Source organism: Croceivirga lutea (genome assembly GCF_014235875.1).
In the GTDB taxonomy this organism is placed as follows: Bacteria; Bacteroidota; Bacteroidia; order Flavobacteriales; family Flavobacteriaceae; genus Croceivirga; species Croceivirga lutea.
Genome location: NZ_JACJUK010000002.1, coordinates 447174 through 474083 on the forward strand (window position 1 = coordinate 447174; position 26910 = coordinate 474083).

29 protein-coding genes are annotated in these 26910 nt (G+C 35.0%); 17 read left to right on the forward strand and 12 right to left on the reverse strand.

Annotated elements, in window-relative coordinates; genetic code table 11:
- Positions 1–54: 54 nt before the first annotated feature.
- On the forward strand, positions 55–897 hold the full coding sequence (locus H5V42_RS05510; RefSeq protein WP_185782129.1) for a helix-turn-helix transcriptional regulator: 843 nt from the start codon (positions 55–57) through the stop codon (positions 895–897).
- 122 nt (positions 898–1019) lie between these two features.
- On the opposite strand, the gene H5V42_RS05515 is transcribed toward H5V42_RS05510, so the two are convergent.
- The 4 genes from H5V42_RS05515 to H5V42_RS05530 all read right to left on the reverse strand — a co-directional run bounded on the left by H5V42_RS05515 (position 1020) and on the right by H5V42_RS05530 (position 4642).
- On the reverse strand, positions 1020–1937 hold the full coding sequence (locus H5V42_RS05515; protein ID WP_185782130.1) for a nicotinic acid mononucleotide adenyltransferase: 918 nt from the start codon (positions 1935–1937) through the stop codon (positions 1020–1022).
- 104 nt (positions 1938–2041) lie between these two features.
- Positions 2042–2788, reverse strand: coding sequence for a malonate transporter subunit MadM (madM, locus tag H5V42_RS05520; protein ID WP_185782131.1), 747 nt, complete (start codon positions 2786–2788; stop codon positions 2042–2044).
- Positions 2781–3170 (reverse strand): malonate transporter subunit MadL, encoded by a 390-nt coding sequence (gene madL / locus H5V42_RS05525; RefSeq protein ID WP_185782132.1) that lies wholly within the window; start codon positions 3168–3170, stop codon positions 2781–2783. The genes madM and madL overlap by 8 nt, the downstream gene beginning before the upstream one ends.
- Positions 3167–4642 (reverse strand): acyl-CoA synthetase, encoded by a 1476-nt coding sequence (locus tag H5V42_RS05530; RefSeq protein WP_185782133.1) that lies wholly within the window; start codon positions 4640–4642, stop codon positions 3167–3169. Before H5V42_RS05530 ends, madL begins: the two co-directional genes overlap by 4 nt.
- A gap of 130 nt (positions 4643–4772) precedes the next feature.
- Here H5V42_RS05530 and H5V42_RS05535 point away from each other — a divergent pair, with 130 nt between their 5' ends.
- A complete protein-coding gene (locus H5V42_RS05535; protein ID WP_185782134.1) occupies positions 4773–5771 on the forward strand; it encodes an NAD(P)H-dependent glycerol-3-phosphate dehydrogenase in 999 nt (332 codons plus the stop codon).
- 43 nt (positions 5772–5814) lie between these two features.
- Positions 5815–7086 (forward strand): serine hydrolase domain-containing protein, encoded by a 1272-nt coding sequence (locus H5V42_RS05540; RefSeq protein WP_185782135.1) that lies wholly within the window; start codon positions 5815–5817, stop codon positions 7084–7086.
- On the opposite strand, the gene H5V42_RS05545 is transcribed toward H5V42_RS05540, so the two are convergent.
- Genes H5V42_RS05545 through H5V42_RS05555 form a run of 3 tightly spaced genes read right to left on the reverse strand, consistent with a single transcriptional unit; the run spans position 7083 to position 9455 of the window.
- Complete coding sequence (locus H5V42_RS05545) at positions 7083–8756, reverse strand: glycerol-3-phosphate dehydrogenase/oxidase (RefSeq protein ID WP_185782136.1); 1674 nt, start codon at positions 8754–8756, stop codon at positions 7083–7085. The genes H5V42_RS05540 and H5V42_RS05545 overlap by 4 nt on opposite strands.
- Before the next feature lie 34 nt (positions 8757–8790).
- On the reverse strand, positions 8791–9099 hold the full coding sequence (locus H5V42_RS05550; RefSeq protein WP_185782137.1) for an antibiotic biosynthesis monooxygenase family protein: 309 nt from the start codon (positions 9097–9099) through the stop codon (positions 8791–8793).
- The gene (locus H5V42_RS05555; protein WP_185782138.1) at positions 9099–9455 is read right to left on the reverse strand and encodes a hypothetical protein; all 357 of its coding nucleotides are present in this window, start codon (positions 9453–9455) and stop codon (positions 9099–9101) included. Before H5V42_RS05555 ends, H5V42_RS05550 begins: the two co-directional genes overlap by 1 nt.
- Positions 9456–9581: 126 nt before the next feature.
- Here H5V42_RS05555 and H5V42_RS05560 point away from each other — a divergent pair, with 126 nt between their 5' ends.
- The 9 genes from H5V42_RS05560 to H5V42_RS05600 all read left to right on the forward strand — a co-directional run bounded on the left by H5V42_RS05560 (position 9582) and on the right by H5V42_RS05600 (position 16492).
- Positions 9582–9890, forward strand: coding sequence for a hypothetical protein (locus tag H5V42_RS05560; RefSeq protein WP_185782139.1), 309 nt, complete (start codon positions 9582–9584; stop codon positions 9888–9890).
- 42 nt (positions 9891–9932) lie between these two features.
- On the forward strand, positions 9933–10472 hold the full coding sequence (locus tag H5V42_RS05565) for a CvpA family protein (RefSeq protein WP_185782140.1): 540 nt from the start codon (positions 9933–9935) through the stop codon (positions 10470–10472).
- A 256-nt stretch (positions 10473–10728) separates the two neighbouring features.
- The gene (locus H5V42_RS05570) at positions 10729–11214 is read left to right on the forward strand and encodes a CAP domain-containing protein (RefSeq protein ID WP_185782141.1); all 486 of its coding nucleotides are present in this window, start codon (positions 10729–10731) and stop codon (positions 11212–11214) included.
- A gap of 270 nt (positions 11215–11484) precedes the next feature.
- Entirely contained in the window at positions 11485–11973 is a 489-nt protein-coding gene (locus H5V42_RS05575; protein WP_185782142.1) for a CAP domain-containing protein, read from the forward strand.
- Positions 11974–12086: 113 nt separating this feature from the next.
- A complete protein-coding gene (locus H5V42_RS05580) occupies positions 12087–12626 on the forward strand; it encodes a 3-hydroxyanthranilate 3,4-dioxygenase (RefSeq protein WP_185782143.1) in 540 nt (179 codons plus the stop codon).
- Entirely contained in the window at positions 12623–12994 is a 372-nt protein-coding gene (locus H5V42_RS05585) for a DUF1304 domain-containing protein (RefSeq protein WP_185782144.1), read from the forward strand. The genes H5V42_RS05580 and H5V42_RS05585 overlap by 4 nt, the downstream gene beginning before the upstream one ends.
- Positions 12995–13063: 69 nt before the next feature.
- Entirely contained in the window at positions 13064–14617 is a 1554-nt protein-coding gene (amaB, locus tag H5V42_RS05590) for an L-piperidine-6-carboxylate dehydrogenase (RefSeq protein ID WP_185782145.1), read from the forward strand.
- Positions 14618–14947: 330 nt separating this feature from the next.
- On the forward strand, positions 14948–15865 hold the full coding sequence (locus H5V42_RS05595) for an OmpA family protein (RefSeq protein WP_185782146.1): 918 nt from the start codon (positions 14948–14950) through the stop codon (positions 15863–15865).
- 21 nt (positions 15866–15886) lie between these two features.
- Complete coding sequence (locus tag H5V42_RS05600) at positions 15887–16492, forward strand: hypothetical protein (RefSeq protein WP_185782147.1); 606 nt, start codon at positions 15887–15889, stop codon at positions 16490–16492.
- A 57-nt stretch (positions 16493–16549) separates the two neighbouring features.
- Here the strand turns inward: H5V42_RS05600 and H5V42_RS05605 are convergent, their stop codons facing one another.
- Positions 16550–17548: an acyl-ACP desaturase gene (locus H5V42_RS05605; RefSeq protein WP_185782148.1), complete on the reverse strand. Its 999-nt coding sequence runs from the start codon at positions 17546–17548 to the stop codon at positions 16550–16552.
- A gap of 47 nt (positions 17549–17595) precedes the next feature.
- The gene (locus tag H5V42_RS05610) at positions 17596–18321 is read right to left on the reverse strand and encodes a metallophosphoesterase family protein (protein WP_185782149.1); all 726 of its coding nucleotides are present in this window, start codon (positions 18319–18321) and stop codon (positions 17596–17598) included.
- 115 nt (positions 18322–18436) lie between these two features.
- On the opposite strand from H5V42_RS05610, the gene H5V42_RS05615 reads away from it, so the two are divergent.
- Positions 18437–19390, forward strand: a complete 954-nt coding sequence (locus H5V42_RS05615) for a carbohydrate kinase family protein (protein ID WP_185782150.1) — start codon at positions 18437–18439, stop codon at positions 19388–19390.
- Here H5V42_RS05615 and H5V42_RS05620 read toward each other — a convergent pair.
- From H5V42_RS05620 to H5V42_RS05630, 3 genes are read right to left on the reverse strand one after another with little or no spacing between them, the layout of a single operon-like run.
- Complete coding sequence (locus H5V42_RS05620; RefSeq protein ID WP_185782151.1) at positions 19387–20523, reverse strand: ATP-binding protein; 1137 nt, start codon at positions 20521–20523, stop codon at positions 19387–19389. The genes H5V42_RS05615 and H5V42_RS05620 overlap by 4 nt on opposite strands.
- On the reverse strand, positions 20520–21275 hold the full coding sequence (locus H5V42_RS05625; RefSeq protein WP_185782152.1) for an SDR family NAD(P)-dependent oxidoreductase: 756 nt from the start codon (positions 21273–21275) through the stop codon (positions 20520–20522). Before H5V42_RS05625 ends, H5V42_RS05620 begins: the two co-directional genes overlap by 4 nt.
- A gap of 1 nt (position 21276) precedes the next feature.
- Positions 21277–22149 carry an aldo/keto reductase gene (locus H5V42_RS05630; RefSeq protein WP_185782153.1) on the reverse strand — a complete coding sequence of 291 codons (873 nt, stop codon included), beginning with the start codon at positions 22147–22149 and terminating at the stop codon, positions 21277–21279.
- Positions 22150–22304: 155 nt separating this feature from the next.
- Between H5V42_RS05630 and H5V42_RS05635 the strand changes: the two genes are divergently transcribed.
- The 4 genes from H5V42_RS05635 (at position 22305) to H5V42_RS05650 (ending at position 26909) form a co-directional block, all read left to right on the forward strand.
- Complete coding sequence (locus H5V42_RS05635) at positions 22305–23306, forward strand: AAA family ATPase (RefSeq protein ID WP_185782154.1); 1002 nt, start codon at positions 22305–22307, stop codon at positions 23304–23306.
- Positions 23307–23371: 65 nt separating this feature from the next.
- Positions 23372–24238 carry a DUF58 domain-containing protein gene (locus tag H5V42_RS05640; RefSeq protein ID WP_185782155.1) on the forward strand — a complete coding sequence of 289 codons (867 nt, stop codon included), beginning with the start codon at positions 23372–23374 and terminating at the stop codon, positions 24236–24238.
- Positions 24235–25908: a BatD family protein gene (locus tag H5V42_RS05645; protein ID WP_229665606.1), complete on the forward strand. Its 1674-nt coding sequence runs from the start codon at positions 24235–24237 to the stop codon at positions 25906–25908. The genes H5V42_RS05640 and H5V42_RS05645 overlap by 4 nt, the downstream gene beginning before the upstream one ends.
- Entirely contained in the window at positions 25908–26909 is a 1002-nt protein-coding gene (locus tag H5V42_RS05650) for a vWA domain-containing protein (RefSeq protein WP_185782156.1), read from the forward strand. The genes H5V42_RS05645 and H5V42_RS05650 overlap by 1 nt, the downstream gene beginning before the upstream one ends.
- Position 26910: the final 1 nt, after the last annotated feature.

The following is a 26910-nucleotide window of genomic DNA, read 5'->3' on the forward strand; positions in this document are numbered from 1 at the left end:
GATATTTTTAATGTTTAAATTCTATTAACAAATCAATATTGGTACTTTTATGGTATGAAAGTGCAATTAGAAACGATAGCTGATAAATCTGATTCTCCGTTTAGATTATTACATAGTCCTAGACTTAACGACCTCTTTTTTTGGCATTTTCATCCTGAGTTTGAACTGGTTTTCATTGAAGGTGGTAGCGCTACAAGACATGTGGGAAATCACATTTCTACTTTTGAACAAAGTGATTTAGTCTTGATTGGTTCAAATATTCCGCATCTAAATTTTGATTACGGTATGCAAACTAATTATACCCATGAGGTTCTTCATTTAAAGCAAAACTTTAAAGAAAAGGTATTAGATGTTTACCCTGAGCTAGATAAACTTCGTAAACTATTGAAATTATCTGAATTTGGAATTGCATTTGGAGAAAAAACAAAAACCGAACTGGGACCTTTATTAAAAGAATTGCATGCGTTGGAGCCTTTTCAGTTTTTTCAATCAGTTTTGTACGTGTTACACAATCTATCTAATAGTACAGACTTTGAACTCTTACATAAAAGCCCCTATAAGAATCCGTTTAAGCAAAAAAATCAGAACCGTTTACGCAAGATTCATGCATTTTTAGAAGAACGTTACGCCTCTAAAATAAGCCTCAATGAAATTGCAAGCCATTGTAGTTTAAGCAAAGAGGCTTTTTGTAGGTATTTTAAAAAGGAAACAGGGGCTACGTTTTTTACCTTTTTGAATCAGTATAGAATTAGCCAAGCTAAACGCCTTTTACTTTCTGGACATTCTGTTGGCGAGGCTTGCTTTGCAAGTGGTTTTGAAAGTCTCTCTTATTTTAATCGAGTTTTTAAAAAGGTCGTTGAGGAAAATCCGTCTGATTTTAAAAAGCGATTTGTCTGAATATAGTTTAAATAAAAAGGGTTCATAAAAAAACGCCCTAACACGAATGCTAGGGCGATTTCTAACTAAATAACCAACCAAAAAATCTTTATATGGTAACAGTAGTAAACTGTTGCTAAAACTTACATTTTTCTTTTTCGGGTAACGTTCATTTTTTTATTTGTGTTTACAGAACGTTTTCTACCCACTTTGTCACCCGTTTTTAAGTACTGTATGTACCCTTTTCCGGTAAACTCATATACCGTTTCACTAGCAACATGGTACAGTTCTATTGTACCGTCATTGATAACGTACAGTTCAAAGTAATCATTGCCCAAGAAATCATAATCGAGTGTTAAAGTTTTTAAATCCTCTGAATTTGTATTGTAAATCTGGTAATTACCCTCATAATCCCACTGTAAATTATTTATTGAAGTACCTGGGGCATCAACAGAAGACTGAAAATAACCACCAGTATCTGCTGTAAATCGTAAGAAATTCTCATTATCAAAATCATTTACCGCACCAACTTGACTTGTAAAAGTCTTTTCCCAAACTTCATACTCTTGTAAAAAGTAATCTAAATTCTCATAGAACATTCGGTCATAATCAAATTCTCTAATTTGATAACCATCTAAAAAATAAGATGTATTAGTTCGTCTATTGTACAACTCTAGCGTACGGTTATTTACTGCGTATACATCAAATGTATAAGCACCATCAATATCATGGTTGATATCTACAACGCCGCTAAAAGTTCCGTAAGAGCCCACGTCTATACCAAGGCCGTTACCTGTTTTACCAAAGCCCACCATATTGTTATTGGCATAAAGCAAACCATTAACAAAAGAGATAGTAAATGCACGCTCCATGAAAGGTATTTCACCATTACCTTGGGTGGCGTTTAAATCTAGATACCATACATCATAAGATTGTAAGGCTGCATCTGTTTCAAAGGCAGATTCTACAATAACTGCATCATCTAAATACACTTCTGTATAACATGACGATGCTAAAAAGGCTATACCTAATAAACTAAAAAGTAATTTTGTTGCTTTCATAACATTCTGGTTTTCTGATTGTAAAGTATATTTCAATCTCTATGCCAAAAATTGTTATGCATTGATTATCATTGTATTACATTTAGTTTCTCTTAAAAAGAAGCTTATTGTAAGAAGGCTCTTAGAACTACAAAAAAGATAGATGGGCAAACTAAACAACCTAAACCCGTATAGAAAGTTGCGGTCATTGCTCCATAAGGCACCAATTTTTCATCTGTAGCTGCAAGACCAGCAACTACACCACTAGTAGTACCTACTAAACCACCAAAAACTACTGCAGAATGTGGGCTGTGTAATCCTATACGTTTGGCAATGATGGGAGTTCCTATGGTAGTTACCACTGTTTTAATTACACCAGCTGCTATACTTATAGCAATAACATCAGAAGAGGCCCCTAAAGCAGCCCCAGTTATTGGACCAACAATATACGTACAAGCACCTGCACCAATTGTAGCAGCGCTTACAGCATCTGTATACCCCATAAAATAGGCGATAGCTGCTCCTGAAAAAAATGTAACCGTAATGCCTACTAGCAAAGCAATAACACCCGCAAACCCGGCTTTTTTTATCTTGTTTAAATCAGCGCCTACTGCTGTAGCCACCACTGCAAAATCTCTAAACATACTGCCCCCTAGTAAAGCCATACCTGAAAATAGAGGTATATCTGCCAACCCCTTTTTATCTCCTAAAAATGCTAAAGCTAAACCTGCAGAAATAGCGAGGGCAACTCCTGGAATTTTACCTTTAAACAAGCGCTTACTTACTAGTATACTCAAGAATAGAATTACCCCTACTACTAAAAAGGCAAAGACCAAGTTGTGTTTTTCTATGAGTAATTCTAACCTATTCATGAGCGGAGTCTATTTCATCAGAAACTTCTGAATTACCAATTTTTGATAAAAATGGAACTAATGTCATTACCAGCAATGTGGTTAGCGTACCTGCCACAATAGCTACCCAACCACCACTAAAAGCTGCTTTTACATTTTGTATTGAAGCCATTGCTATGATTATGGGTATATACATGGCACTCCAGAAAGCAATACCTTCTTTGGTTTTGGGTTGCATTCCCCATTTCTGCGAAAACAAGTGATTGCCTATCATAAGAATCAGCATAGCAAAACCTACACCTCCAACATCACCATTAACTCCAATCATACTACCTAACAAACTGCCTAAATATTTACCAACTAACAAGCAGGCGGCTAAAAAAGCTACTCCGTAAATTTTCATATTACAGTAAATAGTTTTTTTAACTCGTTTTTTGTCACTTTACCTAAAACATTTCTCGGTAAATCTTCTTGTTGAATAAAAGTTCTTGGTAGTTTATAGCCTGGCAAACGTTCTTTCATCCACTCTTTTAGCACATGTATATCTACCTCATCTTTTGATGGTACCAAACAGGCAGCTATTTTTTCACCCCATTCAGGGTCTGGTAAACCAACCACACCAACATCTTTTAGATCAGGATGTTTACGTAATACTTCTTCAATTTCTAATGCTGAAATTTTATAGCCCCCAGATTTTATAATATCAACAGAATTTCGACCTAGTATACGATAATAGCCATCATTTAATAAGGCGATATCTCCCGTTTTAAACCAGCCGTCTTTGGTAAAGGTCTTCTGAGTTTCTTCTGGTTTTTGCCAATATTCACTAAAAACATTAGCTCCTTTAACTTGTATTTCACCTTGGGTTCCTTCTTCAACTACGTTATCTTCTTCATCTGCCAAACGAACCGTTACTCCAGGCAACGGTTGTCCTATATGCCCTGGTCTACGCTCCCCTTCGTAAGGGTTACTAATTGCCATACCCATCTCTGTCATGCCATACCGTTCTAATAAAGTATGACCACTAATACTTAGCCATTGTTCTAAGGTACTTACTGGTAGTGCTGCAGAACCAGAAACCATAAATCTAAAGTTATTTAATGCCTTTGATATTTCTTCTTGCTTTGTTTTAGGCAACTCGTTATAGCGATTAATTAATTTGTAATAAATAGTTGGTACCGCCATAAATAAATTTACTTGCCCTTTGCTAAAAATATCAAAAACCTCATCCTCATTAAAAGCGGGTAAAAACTGACAACAGGCACCAGACCACAGGGCACAACATAACATATTAACAATACCATGTACATGGTGTAAGGGTAATACATTTAAAATTTGATCTTCAGCTTGCCATTGCCAAGAAGTGGTCAAATCTGTAATCTGACTCTTAATATTATTATGTGTTGTTACCACGCCTTTTGGATTACCTGTAGTTCCACTAGTATATAAAATCATTGCCCGGCGAGACATTTCTACATCTGGCAATTCAGTTTTTTTTGATGCAATGTTTTCATATAAATGAAAATTTGAATGCTTTAAGGGTGATAAAAATTGTTGATACTCACCTGTACATATTAGAAAATCTGCCTGGGTATCATCTAACACATATTTAATAGAGGGTAGCGGATGTTTTGTGCACAGTGGGACAGCTATACCGCCAGCCCTCCAAATTCCCCACTGTAAAGCCACGTATTCAAAACTTGGTTTAACAAGAAAAGCTATTCTAGCTTCTTTTAAATCAGCATTTCTATTAAGTAGAAAAGCAGCAACGCTTTCAGAAGCCTCCAATAAATCTTGAAAAGAATACGTTTTGTCGTTAGCAACAATTGCTTTTCTATTAAGCGTATGTTTAGAGCGCTCAATTAGTTCAATCATGTTAGTTTAGTTAGGTTGAAGATTCTAAAAATAGAAAATAAACCTTTGAAAACGGTTTTTAATAACATTCTTATCTTATTCCTACAAGAAAAGACAAGAGCATTTTTAAATTTGTAAAAAGCATTTTTTAATGGAGAAACCTAGCATTGCAGTTATTGGTGGTGGAAGTTGGGCAACAGCTTTGGTAAAAATTTTAACCGAAAATGACAATACCATTTCTTGGTATATGCGCAGCATTTATGCGGTTGAACATATTAAAAGAGAAGAACACAACCCTAACTACTTAAGCTCTGTAGAGTTACATACTAATAAATTAGTACTAACTACAGATATTAACCAAGCTGTAGCTGCGGCTGAAATTTTAATTTTTGCTATACCCTCTGCGTTTTTGTATGCTGAATTGGAGAAACTAAACCAATCTCTTGAAAACAAATTAATTTTCTCAGCCATTAAAGGCATTGTTCCAGAAACAGGTTTAATTGTTGGAGAACACTTTCATAAAAATCATAATGTTCCTTTTAAAAATATCGGAGTAATTACTGGGCCATGCCATGCAGAGGAGGTTGCTTTAGAGCGTCTATCTTACCTCACCATTGCTTGCGCTGACGATAAAAAAGCTAAGCTATTGGCCAAACTTCTAGAGAACGAATACATAAAGACCAAAATATCTGATGATATCATCGGAACAGAATACGCTGCTATGCTTAAGAATATTTATGCTATCGCAGCTGGTATTGCTCACGGACTTGGTTATGGTGATAATTTTCAAAGCGTTTTAATGAGTAACGCTATAAGAGAAATGAAGCGTTTTATAGACCGCATTTACAAAATGAAGCGTAACATTAATAACTCTGCTTACTTGGGTGATTTATTAGTTACTGGTTATTCAACGTTTAGCCGTAACCGTATGTTTGGTAATATGATTGGTAAAGGTTACACCGTTAAAAGCGCCATGATGGAAATGAATATGGTAGCTGAAGGTTACTACGCTACCAAAAGCGCCCACTTATTAATGGAAAAGATTGAAAAAAAATCGAAAACACCTATCATTACAGCGGTATATCAAATACTATACGAACATAAAGATCCTAAAAAAACATTTAAGAAGTTAACAGAAAAACTAGACTAAAAAGTTGATTTCATTACTTTTAGGTTTGTAACCTTTACCTGTAATGACCAAAACCACACTTTTTTTAGTATTTAGTTTCTCGCTATTTTTTTTAACTCCTGGGTTTTCTCAAGAACTACCAAAAGCTACTCCAGAAGAAGTAGGGGTATCAACACAGCGCTTAAACTTTTTAACTCAAAATATGGAGCAATATGTTGCTAATAATCAACTGCCCGGTGCCGTAGTTTTATTAGCTCGTAAAAACAAGGTTTTTTATCACCAAACTTTTGGATTTTTAGACAAAGAAGCCAAGACGACAATGCCAAGCAATGCCATTTTTAGAATTGCTTCTCAAACCAAAGCCATAGTTAGCGTTGCAATTATGATATTGCAAGAAGAAGGCCAATTGAATATTACAGACCCGCTATCTAAATACATCCCAGAATTCAAAGAAAGTACGGTTGCCGTTACTGGTGAAAACGATGGGTATACTATTGAAAAAGCCAAAAGAGAAATTACCCTAAGAGATTTGCTTACCCATACAGCTGGTATTGGATATGGTTATGGCCCAGCCGCAGTTAAATGGAAAGAAGCCGGTATACAAGGTTGGTATTTTGCTGACAAAAACGAACCCATTTTAGAAACCATAAAACGAATGGCCAAACTACCTATGGATGCCCAACCTGGCGAAAAATGGGTGTACGGGTATAATACAGACATCTTGGGAGCTGTCGTAGAAGTGATTTCAAAACAAACGTTAGCTACTTTTTTAAAAGAGCGTATTTTAAAACCTTTAGAGATGAACGATACCCATTTCTATTTGCCAAAGGATAAGAAAGATAGGTTAGCAACCGTATATTCTTATGAAAATACAGCGTTGCAACGTGCCCCCAACCCCGGACATATGGTAGGGCAAGGCATGTACGTAGAAGGACCTCGAAAAAGTTATTCTGGTGGTGCTGGGTATTTATGTACCGCCGAAGATTACGCTAAATTTTTATTAATGCTAAGTAATAATGGCACCTATAATGACAAAAGAATTTTATCTAGAAAAACAGTTGAGTTGATGACTACCAATCATCACGGTGCCTTAAAGGTGGAAGAAGATTTTGGTATAGGTTTTGGTCTTGGCTTTAGAACCGTAGAAAACCTAGGAACTCGCGGTAAATTGGGTTCAGTTGGTGAATATGGCTGGGGCGGGGCTTATCACTCTACCTATTGGGTAGACCCCAAAGAAGAATTAGTAGTGGTCTACTTAACAAACGTTATACCAGCAAATGGTTTAGACGACCACGAAAAATTAAGGAATTTGGTATACCAAGCACTTGTGGATTAACTTACATTACGCTCCATACTAAAATCTGAGTGTAGCTTAATTTCTTTTTGGAGTGTCTCATTAAATTGTTGAAGCTTCTCATTATTGTACCCAAAATAGTTTTTAAAATCTTCGAGTATGGGTTGAAGGTAATTTTGAACACTTTCTATGTCAAAATACAAACGGCCAGTTCGGCGAATAAAAAAGTCTAACGGACTTACTACCATTTCAAACTCAATTGCAAACTTTAATTCTGCTCGTAATAAGTTTAGATAATTATCTACGTCTGAGTAAGTTTTATAGTGCTCTAAAATATGTTCTGTTTGTTTACCGTAGGTTGTAACCAAGTACCAGGCATCATACTCTGAAAACCCATCTGAGGCCAACACTTTGTGCACTTGCTTGATATACTTTTTTACGCTTTTATATTTTTTAAAGTCGTTACCACAAAGTGGAATCTTATCTGTATAACAGTCTTTTGCTTCTAGTTTATAATCTTCTTTAAGTCTGGCGGTTACTTTATTAACGGTACGCTCGGCCATTTTACGATAACCGGTAAGTTTACCCCCTGCAATACTTATTAAGCCCGAGTCTGAAATAAAAATTTCATCTTTTCTAGATAATTCTGATGCCGATTTACCGTCTTCATGTATTAAGGGGCGTAAACCTGCCCATGAGGATATAATATCTTCCATTTCTAAATGAATATCTGGGAACATATTATTCACGGCAGATATTAAATAAATAGCATCTGCTAAATCTGTTTGCACGCTATCTTTATTTGCGTCATAATTGGTATCTGTGGTACCTATGTAGGTAATTTTACCTCTAGGGATGGCAAACATCATTCTACCGTCTGGAATATCAAAATAAACCGATTGTTTAACAGGCAATTTTTCAAAAGGGAACACCAAATGCACGCCTTTTGTTAAGTGTAATCGTTTTCCTTTTTTAGAATTATTTATTGCTCTTAGTTCATCTACCCAAGGCCCCGCAGCACTAACCACGTATTTTGCTTTTATTTCAAAAGCCTCATTGGTAAGAACATCAGTAACCGTAACCCCTGCTATTTTTTCTTCTTCATATAAAAACCCAGTAACTTCAGCATAGTTTAATGCTAGGGTACCATAATGCAAGCTAGTTTTTAAATTCTCTATAGTAAGTCTCGCATCATCTGTGCGGTATTCGGCATAAAAACCTGCACCATTCAAAATTTTCTTTGGTAAAAGTGGTTCTTTTTTTAAAGCTTCCTTTTTTTCTAACATTTGCCTTTTATCATCACCTGATACCTGTGCTAGAATATCGTAAACCTTAAGCCCTATGGAAGTTAACCATTTGCCATAGCTACCCCCTTCTATTAATGGTAACAACATTTTTTCTGGAAGCACCAAATGCGGTGCTAATTTATGAACAATAGCACGTTCTGAACCTACTTCTTTAACCAACCAAAAATCGAATTGCTTTAAGTACCGTAGCCCTCCATGGATTAGTTTTGTAGACTTACTACTAGTGCCAGAGGCATAATCACCTTTTTCTAATAAAACAACTTTTAGTCCTCTAGAGGCGGCATCTAAGGCAATGCCTGCTCCAGTAATTCCACCGCCAATAACAACTAAATCAAAGGTGGTGTTTTTTAAATCTGTTCTTATTTTGGTTCTATCTAATGCAGAAAAACGTAGTGGGGATGTCATAAACTAATTTTGGCTAACCCTTAAAAATACTGGTTTATTTTTTGAATTCGTACTCGCGTTGTACTTCGCAAATTCTCACCTTATACCACGAATACCAATCAGAAATTCCCTTTTGCTGTGCTAATTTGTGGTCTAACTGTTGTTTCCAATTGGCAATGGCTTCCATACTTTTCCAATAACTTACAGATATACCTAAACCTGACCTTGCCGATTCAAACTCTAAAAAACCTGGTTGTTTTCTTGCGAGTTCTTCCATCAGAATAGCAGTTTCATTATAACCTTCATCTACATCTGTTCGGTAATTAGAAAAAATTACGGCATAATATGGTTTATTAACTAACATTAAGATATAAAGTTGTTTTCTAAGAAATAATTTACCAATGCTTCTTTCATTAAAACAGATTGTTCACCGGCTTTTAGGCTCGGCAATTCCTCTTTAATTTTATAGTGTGGCCAACCTTCATCATCAAAAAAATCAAACTCATAATACCCATATGGTTCTAGCAATCTACAAATAGCAATATGCATTAAGTTTATTTTTTCATCTTTTTTAAAGGTTCTATTTAATTGATTAAGCTCCTGCAAACCAACTAAATATATAATAGAATCAAGGTCGAGTTGCTCCCCATCAGCAAATTGTGCAGAGAGTTTTTCAACCAATAATAACCACCTTTCTTTTACTTTTTCATCTCTCGCCATACCGCTTCAAAGATACATCTACCATTTATAAATTAATTACTACCAACAATACAAAACCAATTTAAAAATGACCAATTGGTTAGTTGTTTTGAATTGTAATTATCAATCAACCAAAAAAGTATAGTTATGCAACATTCAATCTTACTTTCAGAAGAATCTACTCAAGTTACAAGAGTAGATATTGGAGCACTACAACGCCAAAAAGAAACTCAGCTACCAAAATGGATTAATGCTAATAGCTTACTATCTGTAAGTATAGTATCATTTTGTGTAATGCTAGCTTTAATAGGACTACCTATTTGGATAGCTGCTATTATTGCTGGTGCCGCAATAGGTTTTCAAGTGTATACCTATATAAAATCTGGCTTTGTAATAACCCTCAACTTAAATGGCGAGGAACTCTCAGATGCAATTGAAAAAGATTTGAATCTTTAACCCTATTCGTACCTAAACTTTATATTTGCCTAAACACTGGCAATGAGTTTTCTAGATATTGTTTTAGGTATATTATTAATTTGGGGATTATACAAAGGCGTTAAAAATGGCTTGTTTGTAGAAATTGCGGCGATTGTTGCACTTATTGCTGGTATATACGGTGCTATTCATTTTTCTTACATTACTGCCGACTATCTTTCAGAACGGGTAGACTGGAATGAACGCCATATTACAACAACCGCATTTATACTTACCTTTATTCTTATCTTAATTGCTGTGCATTTTGCTGGTAGGCTACTAACCAAAGTGGCCAACTTTGCAAAGCTAGGCACGCTAAACAAATTAGCTGGTGGTATTTTTGGAGCACTTAAAGTTGCTATTATCTTAGGTGCAATTCTAATCTTCTTTGATAAAGTAAATTCAAAAGTGAATCTGATTAACGAAGAAACTAAAAACGATTCTATCTTCTACACCCCGTTAAAAGATATAGGTGCCTTTGTGTTTAGTGCTGTTTTTGATGAAAACAATACCATACTACCCGCTAACTCTAATCCCAATAAACCCGAAGAAATTACATTCTAACTTCCATTCGTCGACACTTTCGTCTATAGTTAGATGGTTGTTTTGAAGCGCTAGTTATAGCTATATACTTTAAAACGTAAGATTTTATCGACGAACGTTTTTGCTACATCACCATTCGTCGATACTTCTATTCTTAAATTACCACTCATCGATTAAAACCATGCTGTTCACGGTTTTTTGCATGCCACCCGTCGCCTCATTTTAATTTAGCAACAGATTAAAAAACCAATCAATACAAAACCCAAAGCTTAGTAAAATGAAAACAATCAACCTTTTACTTTTTCTAGTTTTAATAGCATTTACTTCTTGTAGCACTTCTGATGTAGCCGAAGAAGAAGAACTATTTGTTAGCACAGCTGCAAAAACAATGACTTCATCTGAAGAAGAAATGATGAATATTGTAAATGATCACAGAGTATCTATAGGTCTTAATGCTTTGGAATTTAGCGCAGATACGTATAAGTATGCAACAGAGCACAACCAATATATGATAAGTAGAGGAAAATTAAGTCACGACAATTTTAGTTCAAGAGCATCTAAACTTGCTGGAGAAACTAATGCTGTTTTCGTTGGTGAAAATGTAGCCAAAGATTTTGCAACCAACATGCAAGCATTTAATGGTTGGTATGAAAGTAGTGGACACCGAAATACTATGGAAGGTGATTTTACGCATACCGCAGTTAGCATAATAGTTAGTTCTGAAGGTAAGCCATATTTTACTCAGATTTTTATTAAAAAGTAAGTTAATCGATAAACAACAACACTTTATCCCTAGCTAAAATTTAAATTCTGGATAAAACGATTTTTTCATCGGACAAACTGCCTTAAATCCCATAAAATGGCATGTTTATCCGATGAAATTTTAGTTGTTATTTATCGATGAGGCCTTATTGGTCCTTATTTTGCAGATTATCGAAAAAAAGTGGTTGCTTCTCGGAAATTTTAAAGTTCAACTTACCCCTTGAAGTAGATTCGCAGTGAAAGTTAAGCCCAAATCATTAAAACTTTTATTATGAAATCTACTTATTTATTCGTTTTAGTTTTAGCCCTAGTTTTTACTTCTTGTTCTAAAGAAGAATCTTTTGAAAATGAGCAAGACCTTTTTGAGAGCACTGCTACTTTAAGCATGACAAGTTCTGAAGAAGAACTTTTTAATCTTGTAAACGAATACAGAATTGCTGAAGGCTATACTGCTTTAATGTTTAGCTCGGAAGCCTATGTGGTTGCTGAAGACCACAATAAATATATGGTTAAGAAGAACAAAATTAGTCACGATAATTTCAACGCTCGTGCTACTAAATTAAAAGACAAAGCTAATGCAGTTTTTGTGGCAGAAAATGTAGCCAGAGATTTTACCACTAACGCAGGTGTATTAAATGCTTGGTTAAATAGTGCTACCCATAAAAGAACATTAGAAGGCGATTATACACACACCGCAATTAAAATTACTGTTGACAGTACTGGTAAACCTTATTTTACGCAACTGTTCTTCAGAAAGTAAAAAATTAAGTGTTTCATAAGTAATATTAAGTAACATGTGATTTGGCAAAAAGACCCCGCTCGTGGGTCTTTTTTTATTGATTGAACTTAAGTACCTTAACAAAAAAATCTTTTATGGCTATTAAAACTCCTTTTAACTTAAACAAATGGTTAGAAGAAAATAGAGACACGCTAAAACCTCCTGTTGGCAATAAAAATTTATACAAAGAGTCTGGAGATTATATTGTAATGGTTGTTGCAGGCCCAAATGCTCGTAAAGATTACCATTATAATGAAACTGAAGAGCTGTTTTATCAATTAGAAGGTAATATTGAAGTTCATATTCAAGAAGATGGGGTAAAAAAAACAATGGCTTTAGGTCCAGGAGATATGTACTTGCATCCAGCTAAAGTACCACACTCACCCGTTAGGCATGAAGGTTCTATAGGTTTGGTTATAGAGCGAAAAAGAAAAGAAATGAAAGTAGATGATGGACTGCTTTGGTTTTGTGATAATTGTAATAACAAACTTTACGAAGTATACTTTACACTAGAAGATATTGAAAAAGACTTTTTAAGTCATTTCAAACATTTTTATGGTTCAAAAGATTTAAGAACCTGTGATAATTGTGGAACAGTAATGCCAGTTGATAAACGTTTTGTTGCAACCGAATGATGTATTTAGCTAAAATACTAACCTTTTTTGTAGCCCTTCTGCACTTGTACTTTCTATGGTTAGAAATGTTTGCGTGGACAACCAAAGCACGAAAAGTGTTTAAAAATTTTCCACAAGACCTTTTTGAGCCCACTAAAAATATGGCTGCTAATCAAGGCTTATACAATGGGTTTTTAGCTGCAGGATTAATGTGGTCAATACTGATTACTGATTCGCTTTGGTCCATTTATATTGCGCTTTTTTTCTTAAGCTGTGTTGTTGTTGCAGGTTTGTATGGGGCGTATTCTGTATCTAAAAAAATATTCTTTGTTCAAGGTGTACCTGCCCTTCTCGCTATTTTTATTTGGTTAATATTATTATGGAGCTGAACCATTCCAGTTTCATAAGTCTTTGTAATTTTGTTTTAAACGTAACAATTAATAATTAAAAAGTTATAAATGTCTATTACTGTACAAAGCTTTGGCATTAAAGAAGCCCTTAATAAATTACATATTAAAGAAATTAACCATGGTTCTGCGTATGGTATTAATTCTTTTGGTGAAGGGGAATTACTAAATTCTTATTCTCCTGTTGATGGAGAATTAATTGGAAAGGTTACCGCAACAACCAAGGAAGAATATCAAAAGATAATGGCTTCAGCTGAAGAAGCGTTCACCACTTGGCGCATTATGCCTGCCCCACAACGTGGAGAAATTGTTAGACAATTTGGCGAAAAGCTAAGAGAACTAAAAGAGCCGTTAGGTAAACTAGTTTCTTATGAAATGGGAAAATCTTACCAAGAAGGGTTAGGTGAAGTTCAAGAAATGATTGACATCTGTGACTTTGCGGTAGGTTTATCTAGACAACTACATGGGTTAACTATGCATTCAGAAAGACCTGGTCATCGTATGTACGAACAATACCACCCATTAGGTATCGTGGGTATTATATCTGCATTTAACTTTCCAGTGGCTGTCTGGGCATGGAATACAGCTCTCGCTTGGATTTGTGGTGATGTTTGCATTTGGAAACCTTCTGAAAAAGCCCCCCTTTGTGGTGTAGCATGTCAGAACATAATAGCTGAAATATTAGAAAAAAATAATTTACCCGCAGGAATTTCCTGTTTAATAAATGGAGATTATAAGGTAGGTGAATTTATGACCTCAGATAAACGAATTCCTTTAGTTTCAGCAACTGGCTCTATACGTATGGGTAAAATAGTTGCTCAAGCAGTGGCAGCAAGACTAGGTAAATCTTTGTTAGAATTAGGTGGTAATAACGCTATAATAGTTACCCCTGATGCTGATATAAAAATGACTGTAATAGGAGCTGTTTTTGGAGCTGTAGGTACGGCCGGTCAACGCTGTACCTCAACAAGAAGGCTAATCATTCATGAATCTATATATGATACGGTTAAAAACGCATTAGTTGATGCGTATCAACAAATTCGTATTGGCAATCCGTTGGATGAAAACAACCATGTTGGCCCGCTTATAGATAAAGATGCGGTAAACATGTATCAAAAAGCCTTAGAAAAAGCGAAAAGCGAAGGTGGAAAAACTGTAGTAGAAGGCGCAGTGCTTTCTGGAGAAGGTTACCAAAGCGGTTGCTACGTAAAACCAGCTATAGTTGAGGCTAAAAATGAATTTGAAATAGTGCAAGAAGAAACCTTTGCGCCTATTTTATACTTACTAAAGTATTCTGGGGAGGTTGAAAATGCTATAGCCATTCAAAATGGAGTTGCTCAAGGTTTATCTTCTGCAATTATGACTAACAATCTTAGAGAAGCTGAACGCTTTTTATCTGCAGCAGGTAGTGATTGTGGTATTGCAAACGTTAATATAGGTACATCTGGTGCAGAAATTGGTGGCGCATTTGGTGGTGAAAAAGAGACTGGTGGGGGTAGAGAAAGTGGTTCTGATGCCTGGAAAATATATATGAGAAGACAAACTAACACCATCAATTACACCACAGAATTACCGTTAGCACAAGGCATTAAGTTTGATTTATAAAAAAACCGCTGCTCAAAAAAGAACAACGGTTTTTTAAACCAACTTAACTAACTCAAACTTAACTATAATAGAACCCTGTTACAATGCCGGAACCTTGTCGGGAGTAACAGGGTTTTTTATTTTCATGATTAAAATTCAACATTATAATCACCACTTTTTATCTCAACTTTATAATTGGTAGTAAAAACTGTATATGTGGTACTAAAGATTCTTTAAAAATCTTTTCCAGAGTTTTCCAACTTGTTGAATATTAACAGGAAATCTAATTTTTTTAACGTTTTTTAAAGTTTTTTAGATAATTTGCAATGCGAACACTAGAAAACAAAAACCATGGGCAAAAACTTTACCTATTTATTAGGTATGTTAATTACCATTATTATTGGAACCATTCTTTACTTTAATCTCTGTAGTGATTGTATAGCTGGCTCTTCTAATAATGAAGTGGAACAGGTAGTTACTGAACAAGCAACAGCTCCTGAACCAGAACCGACCTCTTACCCCTTTGCAATTGCAAACGGGGATTTTGATTACAGCGCAGAAGATAATTTTAATTTTGACTTATCATCTGCGAATTTAAGACTACCTGTTTCTGAAAAAGTTGATTTTGGAATATACAAGTTAAAGGACTACCTCGCTGAAAACGCTGGAAAAGTCATTAACATTACTGGGCTATATTCTTCTAAAGAAGCAAACAACACTGCATTTCCTAATCTTGGTTTAGCCAGAGCCAATGATGTTAAAAATTATCTGGTTAAACTTGGAATTCCTTCATCGCAAACAAACACTTTTGGTCAATTAAAAGATGAGTTGTTACCGTTAGATGGCGTTTTATTAGGCCCTGTTAATTTTAATCTTGCTGATAAAGCTGAAGATGAAAGTGAAACCATTGCTGCATTGCTAGAAAAAATAAAGACTAATCCATTAATTGTTTACTTTGAAACTGGTGAAGCTTCTATTAACCTTTCAGCAGAACAACGCCAAAAAGTAGCAGATATATCTCAGTATTTAGACAAAGTAGATGGTGCAAAATGTTTAGTAATTGGGCATACAGATAATACAGGAAGTAGAGCAACCAACATTTCTTTAGCCAAAGACAGAGCTGATTTTGTAAAATCATATCTCGTTCGTAACGGCATTTTAGAAAATACCATTGAATCTAGTTCAAAAGGACCAGATTCACCAATTGCGACTAATGATACTGAAGAAGGTAGAGCATTAAACCGCAGAGTAGAAGTAACACTTAACTAACAACTTTAAAATAAGAACATTATGAATTTTGATAATATTTGGTGCTGGCTAATACCACTTTTGGTTGGAGCTATTTGTGGTCTATTGGGGTATTTAATGGGCCGCCGAGGAAAAGATGAAACTGTTGAAGTAATTGACAATTCTGCAGAACTAAAATCTTTAGAAAGTGCAAATGCTAAACTTAAAGCTGATTTAAATGCTTGTAATCAAAAGCTAACAAATGCAGAAGCAAAAGCAAATCTCAAAGTAAAAACTCCTAAAGCAGATGTTTCTACTGCTAGCTCTTTCGCAGCTGGTGCTGCAGCCGGTGCAGTTGCTAATGACGTTAAATTCGACGCTGACGCTGCAAAAGCTGTTTTTGGAAAAAGAATAAAACAAGACGATTTAAAAGTTGTTGAAGGTATTGGTCCTAAAATAGAGGGGCTTTTCCACAATTTTGATATCAAAACATGGAAAGCACTTTCTGAAACTTCTGTAGAAAAATGTCAGGAGGTATTAAATTCTGGTGGTGAACGCTATAGAATTCATGACCCAGGTTCGTGGCCTTTACAAGCTAAAATGGCTTATGAAGGAGCTTGGAAAAAGCTTGCTAAATGGCAAGACGAGCACAAAGGAGGTAAATTGTAAACTACATTTAACCTAAATAACCAACAAAAACGGCTTCTTTAAAGAAGCCGTTTTTTATTATAATAATCCGTTTGCCTCAACCCATTTAAAATGATATTGGTCTTGACTTACTTTCATGCGTTGTGAAATGCGTTCTAAACGATCCGGCAAAAGCATTAAATAATCTCTTGCTTTTTCTGCACTGTCATTTAAACCTCTCAAGTTTCCAATCTCCCAATAGCTATTCAGCTTTTTAAGAATGTCTATGTAATCTGTTGCAGTATATACCCCTAAACGCTGTGCACATTCAGAAAACAACTCAAATGCTTTACCCATACTCTCACCAGATTCTCTTAAAAAATGTGCAGGCATAACAATTTTTCTTTTCATCATATCAGCAAAAGCCAACACCATTCCGTTAGGGTCAATCTCTGAAATTGTCTTTACAAATTCTCTATAAGCTAAATGATGCCTCATTTCATCACCAGCAATAATTGTACACATTCTGGCTAGTAAGGCATTCCCTTTTTGCTTTGCTAATTTACCTACTCGTTTGTGAGAAATATTTGTTGCTAATTCTTGAAAAGTAGTGTAAACAAAATTCTTGTAAGGGTCACGGTCTGTTCCAATATCAAAACCATCAGCAATTAAATGCTGCGTAGTTACCTCTACTTCTCTCATGTTTACCCTTCCAGATAAATATAAAAACTTGTTTAATACATCACCATGCCTGTTTTCTTCTGCTGTCCATGCTCTTACCCATTTTGACCATGGATTTCCATTTTCACCCTCGTGTTGACTTATGCCCTCAACATCCATTAACCATGATTCATACGTTGGTAACGCTTCTTCCGTAATGGTGTCTGCAACTAGAGTAACCCAAAAGTCATACCCTAGCTCTTTAGCCTCGCCACGTATTTGACTTATTTCATCAAAAAAATCAGGACTTTGAGGGTCAGGTAAGAAATCTGTTGGTTGCCATATTTTTTCAACAGGCACTAAGAATTGTTCAATAAAACCTTCAACCTTGGGCTCTATTTGTTGCATTACTTCTAACCTAATATTTTTATCTGCCATAAATTTTAATAGTTAGATAAAGCTATGAAACTTAAAGGCAATATGTGTTAATTTCTACCTTTTTCTAAAGGATAAAAACTTTGAACAGCATCAGTCTGCCAAAATTCTTTGGAATTTACATCTAAAGCAGTTAAAGGTCCTTTAAAAGCTGCACCAGTATCTACATTCCATACATTAGCCGCATTAAAAGGTTGGCAGAAACTGGTTTTAGAAATTGGTGTGTGTCCTATAAAAATTTCTTTATAATTGGTAAGTCTCTTTGGGTAGTGTTTGTCTTCTCTGGTTAATCTACCATTAACTGTTTGCGCCAACTCCCAAAGTGTTCTATCCCAATAGAACATTTTTTCAAAATATTCATGCTCTATTCCTTTTAAATTGGTAAAACCTGCGTGTAAAAAAAGTCTGTTGTCTTTATCTAAATAGTAACTTTTCAATCTGGCATAAAAGGCTAAGTGCGTATCCCATTTTTTTTTACCTGCTGCCTCATAAGACTTTTTTGTTGCTGCGCCACCATGCATTAACCATGTTTTGTTTTCTATGCCTGTTTTCATCCACTCCCAGCATAAATCGTCATGATTACCACGAATAAACGTACAATTATGTGTTTCATCTAATTGCATTAAAAAAGTTACCGTTTCAAAAGCTTCGCTCCACGAGTCCACATAATCACCCAAGAATATTAAATGGTCTTTAGGCGTTACTTTCGTTTTTTTAAGAAGCTGCTTTAGTGCTTGAAGTCCGGAATGAATATCTCCAATAACTAGGGTGCGCATAGTTTACTTTTCGCAAGTATACACACAATATTAGAACTGCTTGAAAAGTTTATGTAAAGAATACAATTTTTGTTCTAATGCTTACAAAGTGTACTTTTGACCAATAATTTTGATTATGCCAACAACAAATGTGTTTTGTGTAGGAGAGCTGCTTATTGATTTTGTAGGTGAAAATCAAGGAAGCGATTTATCTAAAGCAGTTCAGTTTACAAAAAAAGCTGGGGGAGCCCCAGCAAACGTGGCCTGCGCAGTTTCTAAATTAGGAGGTAAAAGTATTTACATAGGTTGTGTTGGCAATGACCCTTTTGGTGATTTTTTAATAGATATTTTAAAAGACAATAACGTAGACGTTTCTTTAACCCAACGCTCTGATACCTTTACAACACTTGCATTTGTTTCTATTGCAGATGATGGCGAACGTGACTTTGTATTTAGTAGGGGTGCAGATAAAGAGTTAACATATGATAGCTCTATTAAAAAAGCAATGAAAGGCAATGTAGTTCATTTTGGTTCTGCAACGGCTCTCTTGGGCGGTAGCTTAGAGGAGTCTTATAGCCATTTTTTGTTTGATGCACTTTGTTGTGATGTGTTTGTAAGCTTCGACCCAAATTACAGATATCACCTTTGGAAAGATGATGAAGAAACTTTTGTAAAAAAGTGTATGCCGTATATAGAAAAATCGCACCTATGTAAGTTTAGTGAAGAAGAAGCTTTATTACTCTCTGGTGAAGACTCTATTGAAAAGGCCTGTGTTACTTTGCATAAAATAGGTGCTAAACTAATAACCATAACTTTAGGTAAGAAAGGCACCTATGTTAGTACAGAAAAAAAGCAAGCTACTATACCAAGTATAATTGTAGAACCGGTAGACACTACTGGCGCAGGTGATGCCTTTATTGGTAGTTTACTTTATCAAATTTCTGCTTTAAATAACTTTAAACGCATTTTTAACGAACCTGAGTTATTATTTAAGATGGTTGAGCAAGCTAATAAAGTTGGAGCCATAACTACCACAAAATTTGGTGCTATTGCTGCTTTACCTACATCAGAAGAGTTAACAAATTTTTAATTATAACGCACTTTTCTAATTATCCGCTGAGCTAATTTTAACGACTGATATATTTTACGGTCGTACGATTTTAGAATTGGCCTTGCATAATCCATCTGAGACATAGCTTCTTCAAAACCATTTAAATAGCAAATTAAATAGGTGTCTGGCAAGTACATTAAATCTAATTTTTCAGCTGGTGTTAAGGTGATATCTTTTTCTACCTTTTGAATTAATGCATTGTTAGCATTGTAAATATGATGTAATGTTTTTTTATCGTGTTTTGGTGGTTCAAAAACCAATTCACTATCAATCTTATAGCTTCCATTTTCTGAAAAGGTAATTTTTACTTCTTCTAAAGGATAATATTTTTGCTGTTTGCCTAAACCTAATTGTACATACTCTAAAGTTGAAAAAGAGTTTTCATCATAAGAGATTGAAACCTCATCTAAGGTAGAATAGAAAAGTTTTACCTGCTCATTAATTAATTCGATATCAACTCTTGAATAATACGTTTTGTTATTAACCTGTTTTGTAATTCCTGCCCAACATACTACAAACTGCTCTTTAAATACTTTATAGCTACTATTTAAATCAGCGTGTCTGTTATTTATAAAGTCAATTACACCATCCAGCGTTAATTCTATATTGTTTCTTGCGTGTTGCTCTATAGTGGCAACTTTTTCTGAATTAATGTTTTTTAAAACAATATCAAATGCTTTAGGTAAACTAATACTGCCTTCTCTAAAAAAGACCGCACCACCATAATATTTCCAAATATTTTTGCGCAATGCGCATACTTTTCCATTGGACTTAATGGTGACTAGACCTACAACCTTATCTTCTGGCAGGTGAGGGAATGGTATATTTTCGTAAGAAATTAATGGCGGATTGTCTAAATAGGCATTGACAAGATTTTGAATTTTACTGTCATCGAAAAAATCAACACCAATTATTTTATTGTCTTCGTCCTCAACGCCGACTACAATGTATGAGTTGTTTTGTGGATTACTGTTAGCTAAAGCGCAAACATGTTTTAAGAACTTGGCTTTACCCTCTTTCTCACCTATTGAAATAAAACGTTTCTTGTCGTAGAAGCTATTTTCGTCATTATGAGCTAATAGATTCTTAACAAGAAGACGTTTATTAATCATTGTTTTTTATTTACAATAGTTGAGGCAGCTTGAGCCGTTGGCAATACCAATAAGTCAGCAATATTTACATGGTAAGGCCTAGTAACTACAAAGTGTATAATATCAGCAATATCTTTAGCTTTTAAGGGTTCAAAACCCTTGTATACATTAGCCGCTTTTTTGGTATCACCTTTAAAACGTACCTCACTAAATTCTGTCTCAACTAGACCAGGGTTAACAGCTCCAACACGTATACCGTATTCATTTAAATCTATTCTCAACCCCTGATTAATGGCATCTACGGCATGCTTACTAGCACAATATACGCTACCTTTTGGGTAGACTTCTTTACCTGCTAATGAACCTATATTTATAATGTGTCCAGACTTGCTAGAAATCATTTTAGGTAAAATTGCCTTAGTTACATAAAGTAACCCTTTTACATTTATGTCTATCATGGCATCCCAATCATCTAAGCTTGCTGTTTCTACAGTATCTAGACCATGAGCATTGCCCGCATTGTTCACCAATATAGAGATGTTGCCAAATTCTTCAGGTATTGAGTGTATTTTTTCAGCTACTTCAGTTTTATTTCTAACATCAAAATTGAGTGTAAAAACTCTAGTTTTGTGTGATAATTCACTTTTTAATTCCTCTAAACGTTCTTGGCGTCTTCCGCAGAGTATTAAATCAAAACCATTTTCAGCAAATAGTTCTGCTGTTGCTTTGCCAATTCCGCTAGTTGCACCTGTTATTAAAACTATCTCACTCATATTATGGTACTCTTGTGCCTTGACTAGCTTCTAATAATAAAAACCAGTCTTGCAATTCTAAATTAATTTTTATAGCATTTACAGCATCTTGTAAACGTTCTTTTTGGGTTGTACCAACTACAGGAAAAACTATTGCTGGGTGCTTTAATAAGAACGCCAGCAGTAATTGACTTTCATCAGCATTGTATTTCTCTTTTAAAGATGAAAATAGTTCTCTAATTCGAGCTTGTTGGTCACTTTCTTCTCTAAAAAAACTTCCTAACGGACTCCATGCCATAGCCATTCTTTCATTGGCTATACTATCATCAAAGGTACCATCATACATTGGATTGGTATGGGTTAGCGAAAACGCTACCTGATTTGCTTCAATGCCCACTTGCGTTTCTATTAACGCAATTTGAGAAGGTGAAAAATTAGAAACACCAAACTGTTTAATCTTACCTGAAGTTTTTAGTTTTTCTATTGCCTTAGCAACTTCTTCTGGTTGCATTAAAGGACTAGGTCTATGCAACAAGAACATGTCTATATATTCTGTTTGCAATTCTTTCAAAGAACGGTCTGCAGACCAAACTATATAATCAGCGTCATATTGATAATGCTTTACCACATTATCTCTACCCCTAGTCATCTGAATACCACATTTGGTAATTAATTGCACATTGGTTCTTGCCACACCACTTTCAACCAAAGCTTTTCCGAAAGCGGTTTCATTACCATAATTACCGTATATATCTGCATGATCAAACGCGGTTATGCCTTTGTCTAAACAATGATTTATTAATTCGGCCATTTCAGAAGTAGATAACTCTTTACCCCAACTACCCCAAGTCATGGTTCCAGCAATAATTCTAGAATACTTATTTATGTTTTTCATACCAGCTGAAAATATAAAACATATCCCTTAAAACCTTCATAAATAATAGGGCGTATTAGGCATTTTAACCTTAAATTAACAGCGCAGTTCTAAATTAATTTTCATTTTGCGCAATGCTATAAAATCCAAGCTTTTAGCGTATACCTAAGAAATACATGGAAGAAAATAATACAATCGACATTGGAGCGGTAAACGAAAAAATTGCCGAAGAAAGTGCATTTATTGATTTACTCACTTTAGAAATGAATAAGGCCATCGTGGGTCAAAAAATGATGATTGAGCGTTTGCTCATTGGTCTTTTAGGACGTGGCCACATACTTTTAGAAGGAGTTCCTGGTTTAGCAAAAACGCTTGCCATTAATACCTTAGCCAAGGCAGTTAAAGGTAGTTTTAGTAGAATACAGTTTACACCAGACTTACTGCCGGCAGATGTTGTGGGAACCCTGATTTACAATATTAAAGAGAATGATTTCTCTATAAAAAAAGGACCCATTTTTGCAAACTTTGTTCTTGCTGATGAGATTAACCGTGCTCCGGCAAAAGTGCAATCAGCACTATTAGAAGCTATGCAAGAACGCCAAGTAACTATTGGTGACGAAACCTTTAAATTAGAAGCGCCGTTTTTAGTTATGGCAACGCAAAACCCTGTGGAGCAAGAAGGTACTTATCCTTTACCAGAAGCTCAGGTAGATAGATTTATGCTAAAAACTGTGATTGATTATCCTAAATTAAATGAGGAACAATTAATTATTCGCCAAAATCTAAGTGGTAAAACAGAAACCGTAAACCCCGTTATTAGCGTAAAGCAAATTCTAAGAGCACAAGAGGTGGTTAAAGAGGTTTACATGGATGAAAAAATTGAGAAATATATTTTGGATTTGGTGTTTGCCACTCGTTATCCTGAAAAGTATAATCTTTCTCATATTAAGCCATTAATTAGTTTTGGTGCTTCACCAAGAGGTAGTATTAACTTAGCTAATGCTTCAAAATGTTATGCATTTCTTAAACGAAGAGGTTATGTAATTCCAGAAGACGTTAGGGCTATTGTTCATGATGTTTTAAGACACAGAATCGGAATTACTTATGAAGCTGAGGCAGAAAATATTACTTCAGAAGAAATCATTAATAAAATTGTAAATGAGGTAGAAGTGCCTTAAAAGTTTAGTGCTTCCAAGCAGCTGTTCATTTTTTTGAACCTAATCAAAACTTTTCTAAAGTATACATGGATACTAAAGAGCTTTTAAAAAAGGTACGCAAAATAGAAATTAAAACGCGCCGATTGTCTGACAATATTTTTGGCGGGGAATACCATTCTACTTTTAAAGGAAGAGGTATGACGTTTAGTGAAGTTAGACAATATCAATACGGTGATGATGTTCGTTCTATCGATTGGAATGTTACAGCACGTTACAACGAACCCTTTGTAAAAGTTTTTGAAGAAGAACGTGAGCTTACCATGATGCTTTTGGTAGACGTTAGTGGTTCAGAATTGTTCGGTACCATGAATCAATTCAAAAAAGAAATTGTTACTGAAATCTCTGCAACCTTAGCTTTTTCTGCTTTACAAAATAATGATAAAGTTGGGCTAATACTTTTTACTGATGAAGTGGAACTTTTTATTCCACCAAAAAAAGGTAAAAGTCATGTACTAAGAATTATCAGAGAACTTTTAGAATTCGAACCAAAAAGTAATAAAACTAACATTGCCGAAGCTTTAAAATTCTTAACCAATGTTTTAAAAAAGAAGGCCATTGTCTTTGTATTGTCTGATTTTATCGCAGATAATTATGACAATACCTTGCGTATTGTAGGTAATAAGCATGATGTAACTGGTATACGTGTTTATGACGAAAAAGAAGAATATATTCCAAATTTAGGAATGATTCAGGTGTTAGATGCAGAAACAGGTGCTATTGCAATGGTTAATACCAGTTCTAGAAAGGTTCGCCATGAGTATTGGAAACACCATATTGAAAAAGTTGATTATTTCAATGATTCTTTTAACAAAGCGGGTTGTGGTTCTTTGAGCTGTAGAGTTGATGAAAGCTACGTAAAAAAATTATTAGGTTACTTTAAGAGAAGAGGATGATGAATAAGAAAAGTAGACCATTTTTAATCAAGAGCAAAGGGGTTCTTTTCTATAGAACTACCCTGCTTTTAGTGTGCTTTCTTTTTACTTCTTTTGCGCTGTTTTCTCAAAAAACACCAAGTGTTAAAGCAGAAATCGACACTACATCAATCAAAATTGGTCAGCAAATAAATTATAAAATCACTGTTGAGGCTGATTCTTTAGATATTGTAAACTTTCCTGAAGACCAAACATTTTCACCTTTAGAAATGGTTGAAGCGCTAACCATAGATACTACTATTAGCAATAATAGATTAATACTACAACGTATTTATGCGTTAACACAATTTGATAGCGGCGCCTACACTATTCCACAACAACGCATTGCTATTAATGAACAAGCATTTTTAACCGATTCTTTTAGAATTAAGGTGGCAGATGTAGCTGTTGATACCACAAAACAAAAAATGTATGACATTAAACCTTTGCTTGAAGTTGAGAAGAGCAGAGCAAAATTGTGGTGGACTATTTTATGTGTTTTAATTGGAGTGCTTGCAATTGGAGCTTTAGCATATTGGTATATCAACAGAGAAAAACCGCTAACCGAAGATGAAAAAATTGCTTTATTACCACCCTATGATAGAGCATTAATACAATTAAAAGAACTAGAAAATTCTAAATATCTTATACAAGACGAGCATAAAAAATACTACTCTGAGCTTACTAAAATTGTTCGGTCTTACTTAGAAGAAGAGGTACATGTTTCCGCTTTAGAAAGTACTACTGACCAGTTAATTTTAAGACTAGAGCTACTTAAAGATGCAGGGGAGTTAGACTTGCAAGACGAAACTTTACAACACTTTAAAAAAGTACTGCAAACTGCTGATTTGGTAAAATTCGCAAAATCAAAACCTGCAAATGCAATAGCAGAACAAGACCGCAAATTGGTTGAAGATATTGTAGTTAAAACTAAAGAAGCTTTACCGGAACCCACTGAAGAAGATTTATTAGAAAACGAAGCTTACCTTGAAGAACTAGCGGAAAAGAAAAAACGTAAACGTATTTATATTGCCGCTGCAGCACTAGGTTTTTTAATTGCCTTTGGAACAGTATTTTCCATAACCTATTTTGGTTTTAAAAAGGTAAAAGACACAATTTTTGGATATCCTACCAAAGAGTTATTAGAAAATGAATGGGTTAAAAGTTCCTACGGATTTCCATCAATAGAAATTGAAACTCCAGAAGTATTGGTGCGTAAAGAAATTGAACTTCCCGAAGAGGCCAAAGAGCTCATTAAAAAGAATCAAACCTTCACTTATGGCAGTTATTTAGGATTGTTTTCTATGACAGCGAGCTCTACTACTTACAAAGACGCAGAGGCAGAACCACAGTTTGAAGCTGCCCTTGCTGGAATGTTAGGTACAATGGAAGCTGCTGGATTAAAAAATATTATTACGAAACAAGATGAATTCACTACTAATAGTGGTGTGGAAGGATTAAAAGTCTATGGGTCTGGTCAAATGCAGTTACCAGACAGTAACATTAATCGTAAAATGGAATATGCCATTCTGCTTTTTGGAGGCAAAGGTTTTATTCAACAAGTAGTTTTGACTTGGGAAAGTGGTGATGAATATGCTGAAAAGATTGTTGAACGTATTTTGGCTTCGGTCGATGTAAAAGCGGTAGTCTAATGTTTAATACATCTATTGAATATGCTAATCCGGAGTTCTTTTGGTTGCTTTTACTGCTACCATTAGCTATTTTATGGTACTACTTTACACGTAAAAAGCAAAACGCATCAGTTAAACTCTCCAGCACAAGTGCTTTTAAGGGTACAAGCTGGTTAACCAAATTAAAACCTCTACTTTTTGCTTTAAGACTTTTAGCGCTAGCAGCAGTTATTACCGCATTAGCTAGACCACAAACCAAAGATGTTTCTACGAGAACCAAAACTACTAAGGGTATAGACATTGTTATGGCTATAGATGTGTCTTCTAGTATGTTAGCTAGAGACCTTAAACCCAATAGGTTGTCAGCTTTAAAAGAGGTAGCTTCTGACTTTATTAAACAACGCCCTAGTGATAGAATTGGGCTGGTAGCGTATGCTGGTGAAAGTTATACTAAAACGCCTATTACTAGCGATAAATCTATTGTTTTAGGTGCCTTACGAGAGATTAGTTATGGCACACTGGAAGATGGAACTGCTATTGGCATGGGCTTGGCTACTGCTGTAAATCGATTAAAAGAAAGTAAGGCTATTAGTAAAGTAATTATTCTTCTTACAGATGGTGTTAATAACTCTGGGTTTATTGAACCACAAACAGCAGCAGATTTAGCAGTAGAATACGGTATTAAAACGTACACTATTGGTTTAGGAACTAATGGCAATGCTTTAACCCCTATTGCTTACCGCAGAGATGGTTCTTTTCAATACGGTATGCGACAAGTTGAAATAGATGAAGTACTATTACAAGATATTGCCAAAGTAACTGGTGGCCGTTATTTCAGAGCAACAGATAATGAAGAACTAGCTGAAATTTACGGGGAAATCAACAAACTAGAAAAAACCGAGATTGAAGAATTTAAATATACCAGATTTGAAGAAAAATTTCGTCCTTGGGTTTTTCTGGCAGGCATTTTGTTGCTCGTAGAATGGCTATTACGTACAACCCTATTTAAAAGTTTTATATAAT